Consider the following 11,145-nt stretch of genomic DNA (forward strand, 5'->3'; position numbering starts at 1 on the left):
CACTATAAATACCTCTATATAAAAGAGACAACATCATGGCAAAACGCTTAGAAAATAGTTTTCAGTTTTTAGATGTACCGCGCCTTGAGCCAACCAAAAAAGACATCGTTACGCGCTCAACCGAGTTTGTTGAAATTTATCAGCCGTTTGAAAGTGAGGCGGTGACGCAGCAAGCGCACCGCTGCCTTGAGTGCGGTAACCCGTACTGCGAGTGGAAATGTCCGGTGCATAATTACATTCCCAACTGGCTTAAATTGGCAAGCGAGGGGCAAATATTTCAGGCGGCAGAACTGTGTCATCGCACCAATACTCTGCCCGAGGTTTGTGGCCGTGTCTGCCCGCAAGACCGCTTATGTGAAGGCGCTTGCACACTAAACGACGGCTTTGGCGCCGTCACCATTGGCAATGTAGAAAAATACATCAATGACACTGCTTTCGCGCTTGGTTGGCGTCCTGATATGTCCGAAGTGATTTGGACAGATAAAAAAGTCGCTATTATTGGCGCAGGGCCTGCAGGTTTGGGCTGCGCCGACATTTTAGTCAGAAATGGCGTCAAACCTGTTATTTTTGATAAGCGCCCTGAGATTGGCGGTTTATTAACCTTTGGTATTCCAGAGTTTAAAATGGAAAAAGACGTCATGCGCAACCGCCGTGTCATTTTTGAAGGCATGGGTATGGAGTTTCGTTTAGAGACCGAAATCGGCAGCGACGTCAGTATTGATGAGCTACTAAGCGAGTACGACGCGGTATTTATGGGCATGGGCACTTATACCTATATGCGCGGCGGCTTTGCAGGCGAAGAGCTAGACGGCGTCTATGATGCGCTAGATTACCTGATAGCTAACGTCAATCGCTGTAACGACTGGGAAAAAAATCCAGCAGACTATATCGATTTAAAAGGCAAAAAAGTGGTGGTGCTAGGCGGCGGTGACACGGCGATGGACTGTAACCGTAGCAGTGTGCGTCAAGGGGCACAGCAAGTGGTTTGTGCTTATCGCCGTGACGAAGAAAACATGCCCGGCTCGCGCCGTGAAGTGGTCAATGCACGCGAAGAGGGCGTTGAGTTTTTATTCAACCGTCAACCGACAGAAATCATTGGGTTAAACGGTAAGGTGAATGCGGTCAAGGTGATCACCACGCATCTGGGCGCACCCGATAGTCGTGGTCGCCGCCACCCTGAGCCCATTCCCAATTCAGAAGAAATCATTCCATGTGATGCGGTTATTCTGGCCTTTGGTTTCCGTCCTAGCCCTGCCGATTGGTTTGCAGAGCAGCAAGTGACAATGGACACGTCAGGTCGAGTGGTAGCCGCCGAAAAACAAACTTTTAAATTCCAGACCAGTAACCCAAAAATCTTTGCCGGCGGCGATATGGTGCGCGGCTCTGATTTGGTGGTGACAGCGATTTGGGAAGGTCGTGAAGCGGCAGAAGGGATTTTGGATTTCTTGGAGGTCTAGCATTTAGCTGTTATTGATTTGGCTTAATGAATAGCCAAACGCACTCTTAGCATGCTCTCCTGTTTTGCGTTAGCATGTTGTGATCTTTAACGCCTTTTATCTTTTAATAGATAAAGGGCGTTATTTTTTTGATAATTACTTTATGAATGGTTAAGCTAGCAGTTATCATTTAACCCATTTTTTATTTATTCATTATAAGAGACGTCCTGCGTGAAACCAACTTTTTGGCAACGATTTACCGCGCCGTTTGTAGAGCCTTATGCTCGCTATCAGCATGCCGATGTTTTGCATGCCATACGCTTGGGCGTGGCTGTGCTTATTGCCCTGTTGTTAAATAAGTTTACCCACCTGCCGCATGGCGAGTGGACGACCATTACCGTGTTTGTGATTTTGGGTTTGTTGCAATACCAAGGGGCGATTTATACCAAGGCCAAAGAGCGCATACTTGGTACTTTGCTCGGTGTGGTGGTGGGGCTGAGCTTTTTATGGCTGATTCAAGATACCGGCGGCTGGCTATGGTTATATTACGGGCTGATTGGCATTATCAGCGGCATTATTGGCTATGTGGCGGTTAAGCAGTTGGGCTATATCGGCCTTTTGACGGGCATCACCATGTTAATGATAGTTTCTAGTCCCGACCACAGCAATATTGCCCAGGATGGTTTATATCGTGCGATTAATATTTTGCTTGGTGCAGGGGTTGCGGTCGCAGCGACGTTGATTTTACCGCTGAAATCAACGCTGATGTGGCGCTTTTTATTGGCCAGTAATCTTGAAACCTGCGGCAATTTATACGCCGGGGTGGGCAATCATATTGATGCCGATATTTTAGTACCAAAGCCCTTTAAATATAGTAAAGCGACCAGTTCAGCCAGTATTATTTACCCAAAAAACCCTTCTGTTCCGGACACGCCGGTAAATAAAGCCTTGGTCAAAGCGCTACAAAAAATCAATAAGCGCCTGCTTGCCGTACGCCCGCATATTGCTGCCACAGCGAGCGAATCTGGGATTGAAAAAGAAACGCTAGAGACCATCCAGCGTACCCACCGTAACATTATTGGTACCATTGATTTACTGCTAAGTGCGGCGCCACGTTTGGCCAATATCGAGATTGACGATGAAAATCATATTTTACTGATTCATTATCAGCACGAATTGACCCAAGCGATGCAGCATATGGCCGCGGTATTGCGTAGCCCAAATGATGAAGTATTTCGTCCGATTACCCGCATTGCGGTATCAGAATATCCAAGTGTGGAAAATTTAGGCTTTGAATGGCAGGGTTATTTTTGGCTCACCCAAACGCTGCAAGTACAGTTGCAACGGCTCAGTGAATTACTGCAAACCACCAAACCGCAGTGGTATGCGGCGTCCGGTTTGCGCTATCAACGCCGCGAGCAGCGCCGTATTAAGCATAAAGGCAGCGAAACCGATTTACACTTATGAATAAAAAAGCCAATAGAAAAACAAATAAAAAACGCTGGCTCTAACAAGTCAGCGTTTTTTTTGGTAAGACTTATTCAAGATGGTTATTAATAAGCAGCTATTAACAGCCAGTCATTAACGCCCCGTTTTTAGTTTATCCCAATACTGCTGATACACTTGCAAGGCTTCATCGCCGACATCTTCTTGGAACTCCGCTTTTGCTAGCACCTCTTTGCTAGGATAAATGGTTGGATTGTTGCGCACCTCTTCTGGCATCAGCTCTCGCGCGGCCAAGTTTGGCGAAGCATAACCAATCTCTTCGCTGACGATTTTAGAATTTTCCGGACGCAGTAAGTAGTCAATAAACTTGTGCGCTGCATCGACGTGTTTGGCGTTTTTTGGAATGACAAAGTTATCCATCCATAAGATAGCGCCCTCAGTTGGGTATTTATACACTAGGCTAGTCAAACCCTCGTTATTGGCGATGACCGCCTCGCCATTCCAGCTCATTCCAACCGTGGTTTCGCCTTCCATATACGGCATGCGCGAGGCATCTGAATTAAAGGTTTTCACATTCGGCATCAAGGTCGTGAGCTTCTCATAAGCGGCTTTGATTTCCTCAGGGTTTTTACTGTTGCCCGAATAACCAAGCGTCGATAGCGCCATAGCAAATACTTCGCGCATATCATTCATCAGCATTACTTGACCTTTATACTCAGGACGCCACAAGTCATTCCAGCTATTCACCGTTGCAGGATCAACCGCTTCACCATTGATGGCAAGTCCGGTGCTGCCCCACATATAAGGCACCGAATATTTGTTGTCTGGATCAACCTTGGTATTGGTAAATGAGGTATCAAGATTTTTAAAGTTGCTCAGTTTAGATTTATCGAGCTCTTGCAAAAGCCCTTCTTTTGCCATCTTTTCGACATAATACGTCGATGGAATCGCTAAGTCATATTGACTAGAATCATCGAGCAATTTGAGCTTGGCGTACATGGCTTCATTAGAATCAAAGGTGGTGTAATTAACCTGAATGCCAGTTTCTTCGGTAAAGCCGTCGAGGATTTCTTGCGGCATATATTCCGACCAGTTATACAAATTTAGCGTCTCGGTGCTGGCAGCTGCGTTTGTATCATTCGCATTATCGGAGTTGCTACAGCTGGCAAGGGCAAGCCCGACCGCTACTGCCAATAGGGCTTTTGGTAGCATGCGCGCGCCACGAGTGGCAGAGTAGGATGATGATAAATGGGTCAAAATGTCTCTCCTAAATTAAGGCAAAAGTGGAAAAGCAGGCGAATGATGCCGAAATGACGGTATTCATTATACGGTTATGGTTGTGGTAAGTCGAAATTTAAAGGGCAACAATATTTAAAGGGCAATAATATCTCTTTGATTACAATCACCAATGCCATAAGGGCTTAAAGTGAATGCGACTAATTATGATATGATTGGTGCTGTTTGTTTTTCACGCTCTGTAAAAAACGATGATTTATGGACAGCAAATCATAAAGGATAAAAATAATGGAGAACTCTCAAACTGTAGTTCCTGCCTTATTAACGGGCAAAGTTGCTATCGTCACTGGTGCAAGTCGAGGTCTTGGGGCGCAAATCGCTCAACAAATGGCAGCAGCAGGGGCAAACGTTTGCGTCAATTATCTTCATAGCAAGGATGCCGCTGAAGCAGTAGTCGCAGACATCGAAGCGTCAGGCGGTCAAGCCTTTGCTTATCAAGGTGACGTGACGGATTTGGCTCAAATGCAAGCGATGGCAGCAGAAGTGGTTAAGCGTTTTGGTCGTATTGATATATTGGTGAATAACGCGCTGCCAAGTTATCAGTTTAATCCAAGGGCTGATTACACCAGTATTGAGACCGTGCAATGGGCACATTTTTCTCAGCAAATTGATGGGATTGTCCAAGGCGCGGTAAATACCGTTCAGGCTGTCTTGTCGCAAATGAAGTCGCAAAATATGGGAAAGATTATTAATATCTCAACAAATCTTATTTATAATCCAGTCGTCACTTACTACGATTATACGACGGCAAAATCAGCGCTGATTGGGCTGACGCGCAATTTAGCGAGCGAGCTTGGCCAATATGGTATTCGTGTAAACTTACTGGCGGGTGGACTATTAAAGACCACCGATGCGAGCAGCTTAACTACCGAAGAGGTATTTGATCATATCGCGACGACCACGCCATTACGCCAAGCGACCTCAGTTACCGATTTTGCCAATGCCGTATTGCTGATGGCGTCTGATTTGAGTGCGGCGATGACTGGTCAATCTATCGCGGTTGATGGCGGCTTAACCATGCCGTAATGGCTTTATCGGTAAATGCGCCTGAGCTGAATTTGATTAAATTGCATAAGAGAAATTGTATGAAGAACCGTAACGTCGCTGGTATGGTGACTGCCATGCTAGGGCTGTGCGCCATTATTGCTTTTTTTAATGCTGGTATGAATACGCCGATATTGAGTTGGCCGTTAGAAGCGTATCTTGGCGTGGCGTTCACGATTGGTTGGTTGACCAATATGCCAACTTTTTTGGCTTATTTAATCGCAGCTTTATTGTTTATTTTGATTGCTGTTGGGTTATATAAGCTAGGAAGTTGGGTTTATGAGTTGGTGGCTCGGTAAAGCGAATGGCGTAAGGAGTCAAAATGATGTCGCCTAGTGAGAAATGCTTCAAACAAAAGCAGCAGCTTATCAATGACTTTGTTCGCCGCGCTAATGCCATTTTACCACTTGATAACCCGCTATATTTTGATGGTCATTTTATCAGTGGTCAGATTTATCGCCCTGATATCTTGTTTATTGGCATCAATCCCGGTCATCGTGACTGGAGCAATATTGAAGGTCGCCGCGCTGATACCTGCTTGATTGATTATCGCTCATTACCTTGTAAATATATCGCTGAGGCAGAAGCAGGAAACCGTTTTGCTAAGCGAATTATTAATGTGGTCTGCGATAGTGAGGTTAGCCGACTTGAACACTGCGCTGAGACCAGTCTGTTATCCTATTTTGCCAGTCCAAGAGAGCACGTGGTTCAAAAGCAAATCAAAGCATTGCCAAAAGCCATGCAACGTGAGCATAAGCAGCTGACGACACTGCCGCTTGAGCAGCTACGGCCTAAGCATATCGTCTGTATTGGCTGGCGAACCTTTGATGAGTTTATGAATCGCTATGGTCAACATGCAGATTCGTCAATGAATCGAGCATCGACCAAAAAGTTGCCTATTCAGATGAAAGGGGTGGACAAAATGATGGATTACTACACCAGAGTGGAGCTAGATGGCATTATTGTTCACGGCGTCAGGCATTTTTCAACGCCACTCAGCCATGCCATGATTGATGATCTAAAAGCCATATTTAAAAGCGTTTGGGAAGAGCTCGAAAAGTGAAATAGCACAATTTAAAACTTTTTAGCTTAAACCTTTTCAGCGATAAATTTCTCAACCACCGCTTGAATACCATGTTCTTCAATCGTCCCTGTGACAAAGTCTGCGCGTTCTATCAGCTCAGCTTTGGCATCGCCCATGGCTACGGCATAGCCGACTAAATCAAACATTTCTAAATCATTCAGCCCATCGCCAAATGCCATGCATTCGCTTGCGTCAATGCCATAATATCGGCAAACGTCTTTGATTCCGCGTGCTTTTGACGCATCAATTGGTAAAATATCAGCGACAATCTCATGCCAAGGTACTAGCTTTAAGTCTTGCTCTGCAAAGTTCATGTTTTGCATTTTTTTATTTTGGTCATCTAAAAATACCGAACACTGATAGACGGTATTAAATCGGCAATAATCAGGATCGATGATGCTACAGCTTTTTATTTTATCGTGATATCTGCTTTGCCATTCGTGTTCATCCGACCAGATAATGTGAGTGGCAGAGTCAAATTTATAAACCAAGCCGCTTTGCTGACAAAGCTGAGTAATAGCGGATGACTGCTCATTAGATAATGGATAATGGCTGATAACGCGCTGATTATCAAAGCTGTATTGACCATTCATACAGATAACAGCATCTAAAATGTCTGCTTCCAGCAATGCAATGATATCCAAAGGCAATATTGGCTTTGAGCGTCCAGTTGAAATGACTAGCTTAATATCGGTCTTCGCCAGCGCCTCAAGCGTGGCTTTATTATGCGGGGCAATCTCCCCGTTTCGGCTTAAGGTGTCGTCGATATCAAAAAAGATGATTTTTGGGGTGGGGATATTATTATTCATAGTTAACTTCCTAACTGTTCTTACTATAAGAATCTTTATATTTTTAATTTAAAATTCAAATTGCTTTTTGGTATTTCCAAATAGCTTATAGCTTTGTAAGCATGGGGTGCGAAACTCGAAAAGTTTACTATAAAATCATTATCATCCCAGTAAAAGTCAATATTGTTTTCAACAATTTCGTCAATATAATTTATTAAAAAATCCTGATCTTCCTTTGCATATTTTTCGACTTTATCTGTTAACCATGTTGTTAAGCAATCGTATTCAATGAAGTCATCTAAAGTTAAAGTTCTTTCAGGGTTTAAAGCAAAATGTCTATGACTTAAATAATGATTTGGATGAGCGCCACCTGAATATTCACTTATACCTGTTGATACTGATAAAATTTCGGATGAATGAATGGTTATAATATTTCCGATTTCAATATAATAGTAGCTTTCTTGTAAGGGCGGAGTTAAATCATATTTTTTTTCAGAATTTCGGAAGTTATCAATAAGATCAAAAATCTCTCTTTCAATAAAAGAGTTTATATATTTTGCATCGAAGAATGAGTTTTCTCTACAGATACTGTAATCAATAGAATAATCATATGGAGTCTTTATTTTAAGTTCATAACCGTCGGACTTTTTCACACAGTCTTCAAGCAAAATATTAGATTTATCAATTGAAGATAAATACTTCTCTCTTTGATAGTCTAAAGAATCTACAATCTTGTCTCTAAGCTTGCAATCGTCAAACTTAATATATTGATACTTCGATAGACTTCTTGGAATATCGCAATCATTAATTAAAACGGGGAGAATATAAATATCATCTGAAAGCCTTTCCTCAGCATATACATCCATACGCTTTATTTCCCGCTGGATGTAGCCTCTCTTTTCAGTCGCTTGCTTTGATAAAAGGATGACCACAAAGTCTGAATTCTTTAAAGCGTTTTCAATTTCATTATCCCATGGTATTCCGATTGGTAGTTTTTTAGTATCTAGCCAAGGGTCATAAGAATGCATTTTAAGAAAATCATAAATAATTTCTGCTTTTTCACTATCTTCAGAAGCATGGCTAATAAACACTTTACGATACATCAACTTTTCCTTTAAGCTAAATTAGAGAGTTTAAAGCTTATGAGAATATAAGCTTAAATTGAAACGAAAAAAAAGGCTAAAACGTTTGATAATCACTCCCCAACCACCTCAACACTCGTCACATTCTGAAAGCCTCTTGGCAACTGCCCACCGCGACTACCGCGACTGCCCGTATAATTAGCCAAATCATTAGGCTTTAGCGTCACATGACGTTTGCCAGCGGTGATGATAAGGCTGTCTTGCTGACTAAGTGGCGTGATGGCAAGTACCTCTTCACCCTCTTTTAGGGCAATCATTTTGTTGCCTTTGCCGCGCGCTTGTTCGGGCAAATCCTCAAGGGCAAACATCAATAGATAGCCTGCATTGGTCACGACGGCGAGGTGATCAGGTGCCGCGCTTACGTTGCTAGTGTCGCCTTCTGCATTGTCATTATTGGCATTAGCTGTCAACTCCGCTGGCGCATCGATACGCGCTACAGGCAACAAGCGACTACCAGCCGCTAGGTTAATGACGTTTTTGCCCGCTTTTTGATTGCTATCAAGATTACCAAGGGTATTGATAAAGCCATAACCTGCGGAGCTAGCAAGGATAATGCGCTGGTTACTATCGCCAGTTAATAGCTGCTCAAAGCTGGCACCAGCTGGCGGTTTTAGCACACTGGTCAGCGGATCGCCTTGCCCACGTGCGGAGGCGAGGTTATGCGCATCGATACTATAGCTGCGTCCGGTACTGTCGAGTACGTAGATTTTCTCGTTGGATTTACCGCGGACGTGAGCTTGATAGCTGTCACCTGAGCGATAGGTCATGCCAGCAGCATCAACGTCATGCCCTTTAGCCGCGCGAATCCAGCCTGCTTTCGATAAAATAGCGGTGATAGGCTCGCTTGGTACGAGGTCGGACTCTTTTAATGCTTGCGCTTCTTCGCGTTCTACCAAGCGTGACATACGCTCGTTGCCGTGCTCTTTCATGTCGGCGCTAAGCTCATCAATCATCAGATTGGTTAGACTATCTTGATTGTCCAAGTAATCTTGAATGATGGCGCGTTCGGCAGCCAGTTCGTCTTGCTCGCGGCGCAGCTCAATTTCTTCTAATCTTGCAAGCTGACGCAAACGAATATCTAAGATAGCATTGGCTTGGATTTCAGTCAGATCATAGCCCTGCATCAATGACAGTTTTGGATCGTCTTCTTCACGAATGATACGAATCACTTCATCAATGTTTAAATAAGCAATCAGTAAGCCTGCAAGGATATGCAAGCGCTTATCAATTTTATCGAGGCGATATTGCAGACGGCGCGTGACCACCGAGCGGCGACAGACGAGCCATTCTTCTAGGATTTCTTTTAGGTTTTTAACTTGCGGCTTACCATTTAAGCCAATCATATTCATATTGACGCGGTAATTGCTCTCAAGATCCGTACTGGCAAATAAGTGACTCATGACGCGCTCGACATCGACCCGCGTTGAACGCAGCTCAAGCACGATACGGCAAGCGTTTTCGTGGTCTGATTCATCATGAATGTCGGTCACCCAAGGCAGCTTTTTATCCATCATAAGCTTTGCGATTTGCTCTTGGATTTTATTGCCCGACACCTGATAAGGAAGGGCGTCGATGATGACGAGATTCTTCTCTTTAGGGTCAATATGATAGGTGGCGCGCATTTTATAGCTGCCGCGACCGCTTTCGTACATCGCTTGCAAATCTTTTTTGCTGGTGATGATTTCGGCAGGGGTTGGCAAATCAGGCGCGGGTAGCGACTGGGTTAACTGCTTCACGGATAAATCAGGATTTTTTAGCAGACGAATCGCCGCCCGTACCACTTCATTGAGGTTATGGGGCGGGATATCGGTTGCCATGCCGACGGCGATACCCGTTGTACCATTTAATAAAATATTGGGCAGGCGCGCGGGCAGGGTAACCGGCTCTTGTAAGGTGCCATCAAAATTGTCTTGCCAATCGACCGTGCCTTGGCCGAGCTCGGCAAGCAAGGTATTGGCATAAGCGGACATTTTGGCTTCGGTATAACGCATGGCGGCAAAGGATTTGGGATCATCAGGACTGCCCCAGTTACCTTGTCCAGTAATGAGCGGGTAACGATAGCTAAACGGCTGCGCCATCAGTACCATGGCTTCATAACAGGCGCTATCGCCATGCGGGTGATATTTACCCAAGACGTCACCGACGGTACGCGCTGATTTTTTGGCCTTAGCAGAGGATTTTAATCCCAGCTCGCTCATGGCATAGACGATACGGCGCTGCACAGGTTTTAGGCCGTCAGCGATGTTGGGTAGCGCGCGGTCCATGATGACGTACATGGCATAGTTGAGATAGGCTTGCTCGGTGAATTCCGCCACGGAGCGGGTGTCCATCGGTTCATTAGCAATAAGTGGGTCAATCGTATGATCAATAACATCGGACATAAAATAGGTTTCGCTTTTATTTCTTAATAAAGGTTTTAATAATCTGGTTTTGATGAGCTTATATAGACAAATTAGGGAAAAATAAGATAGTGCTATCGTAAAGGATATTGGCCCAATTAAAAAGGGATAACTCAGAATAGACGACAGGTCGTGACGTGCTCAACAGTAATAAAATGGTGGACGCGTAACTTTATAACTTTCAACTTTATAAGCTTTAAAAAGTGTATTCCTAACCTTGATAAAGGACGGTAAATAATAGCGGAAAAGTATAAAAATAGCATTAATAGATTAATGTTGGCTAATATATTTGGCGTTATTTGAGTAAAAATTGGCCTTAAATAATTGATTTTAATAAAAATAGGTGTCGTCAAGTAAGTTTAAGAACTCAAGTTTCAATCTTTTGTATTGAGTAGTTTGTATAAAGTGTGTATGTTAATCAACAAAGGGCTATTTACCGCTATATTGTTGATCCATCGCCATATTTTATATCGTCAGCGGCCCGCCATGTCTGGGTTGTGCGAATGGCTA

At 43.9% G+C, this 11,145-nt stretch carries 9 protein-coding genes; 5 read left to right on the forward strand and 4 right to left on the reverse strand.

What is annotated here, in order from left to right:
* Positions 1-35 precede the first annotated feature (35 nt).
* Together B4240_RS09035 and B4240_RS09040 are read left to right on the forward strand one after the other, a co-directional pair.
* Positions 36-1,457: an FAD-dependent oxidoreductase gene (locus tag B4240_RS09035; protein WP_296238511.1), complete on the forward strand. Its 1,422-nt coding sequence runs from the start codon at positions 36-38 to the stop codon at positions 1,455-1,457.
* 210 nt (positions 1,458-1,667) lie between these two features.
* Positions 1,668-2,903, forward strand: a complete 1,236-nt coding sequence (locus B4240_RS09040; protein ID WP_296238513.1) for an FUSC family protein — start codon at positions 1,668-1,670, stop codon at positions 2,901-2,903.
* 114 nt (positions 2,904-3,017) lie between these two features.
* Here the strand turns inward: B4240_RS09040 and B4240_RS09045 are convergent, their stop codons facing one another.
* Complete coding sequence (locus B4240_RS09045) at positions 3,018-4,139, reverse strand: ABC transporter substrate-binding protein (protein ID WP_296238515.1); 1,122 nt, start codon at positions 4,137-4,139, stop codon at positions 3,018-3,020.
* Positions 4,140-4,406: 267 nt separating this feature from the next.
* Here B4240_RS09045 and B4240_RS09050 point away from each other — a divergent pair, with 267 nt between their 5' ends.
* The 3 genes from B4240_RS09050 to B4240_RS09060 are packed head-to-tail and all read left to right on the forward strand — an operon-like array spanning position 4,407 to position 6,285.
* Positions 4,407-5,204 (forward strand): 3-oxoacyl-ACP reductase, encoded by a 798-nt coding sequence (locus B4240_RS09050; protein ID WP_296238517.1) that lies wholly within the window; start codon positions 4,407-4,409, stop codon positions 5,202-5,204.
* Positions 5,205-5,263: 59 nt separating this feature from the next.
* Positions 5,264-5,521, forward strand: a complete 258-nt coding sequence (locus tag B4240_RS09055) for a hypothetical protein (RefSeq protein ID WP_296238519.1) — start codon at positions 5,264-5,266, stop codon at positions 5,519-5,521.
* 23 nt (positions 5,522-5,544) lie between these two features.
* Positions 5,545-6,285 (forward strand): hypothetical protein, encoded by a 741-nt coding sequence (locus B4240_RS09060; protein ID WP_296238521.1) that lies wholly within the window; start codon positions 5,545-5,547, stop codon positions 6,283-6,285.
* 26 nt (positions 6,286-6,311) lie between these two features.
* Here the strand turns inward: B4240_RS09060 and B4240_RS09065 are convergent, their stop codons facing one another.
* The 3 genes from B4240_RS09065 to parC all read right to left on the reverse strand — a co-directional run bounded on the left by B4240_RS09065 (position 6,312) and on the right by parC (position 10,617).
* Positions 6,312-7,115, reverse strand: a complete 804-nt coding sequence (locus B4240_RS09065; RefSeq protein ID WP_296238523.1) for a Cof-type HAD-IIB family hydrolase — start codon at positions 7,113-7,115, stop codon at positions 6,312-6,314.
* A gap of 35 nt (positions 7,116-7,150) precedes the next feature.
* Positions 7,151-8,197, reverse strand: a complete 1,047-nt coding sequence (locus tag B4240_RS09070) for a TIR domain-containing protein (RefSeq protein WP_296238524.1) — start codon at positions 8,195-8,197, stop codon at positions 7,151-7,153.
* Between the two features lie 92 nt (positions 8,198-8,289).
* Positions 8,290-10,617, reverse strand: coding sequence for a DNA topoisomerase IV subunit A (gene parC / locus B4240_RS09075; protein WP_296238526.1), 2,328 nt, complete (start codon positions 10,615-10,617; stop codon positions 8,290-8,292).
* Positions 10,618-11,145 lie beyond the last annotated feature (528 nt).

It is taken from the genome of Psychrobacter sp. UBA5136, assembly GCF_002414005.1.
GTDB lineage: Bacteria > Pseudomonadota > Gammaproteobacteria > Pseudomonadales > Moraxellaceae > Psychrobacter.

Coding starts and splice junctions, on each gene's coding strand:
- B4240_RS09035 (WP_296238511.1), top strand. CDS start 36: ATGGCAAAACGCTTAGAAAATAGTTTTCAGTTTTTAGATGTACCGCGC.
- B4240_RS09050 (WP_296238517.1), top strand. CDS start 4,407: ATGGAGAACTCTCAAACTGTAGTTCCTGCCTTATTAACGGGCAAAGTT.
- B4240_RS09055 (WP_296238519.1), top strand. CDS start 5,264: ATGAAGAACCGTAACGTCGCTGGTATGGTGACTGCCATGCTAGGGCTG.
- B4240_RS09060 (WP_296238521.1), top strand. CDS start 5,545: ATGATGTCGCCTAGTGAGAAATGCTTCAAACAAAAGCAGCAGCTTATC.
- B4240_RS09065 (WP_296238523.1), bottom strand. CDS start 7,115: ATGAATAATAATATCCCCACCCCAAAAATCATCTTTTTTGATATCGAC.
- B4240_RS09070 (WP_296238524.1), bottom strand. CDS start 8,197: ATGTATCGTAAAGTGTTTATTAGCCATGCTTCTGAAGATAGTGAAAAA.
- parC (WP_296238526.1), bottom strand. CDS start 10,617: ATGTCCGATGTTATTGATCATACGATTGACCCACTTATTGCTAATGAA.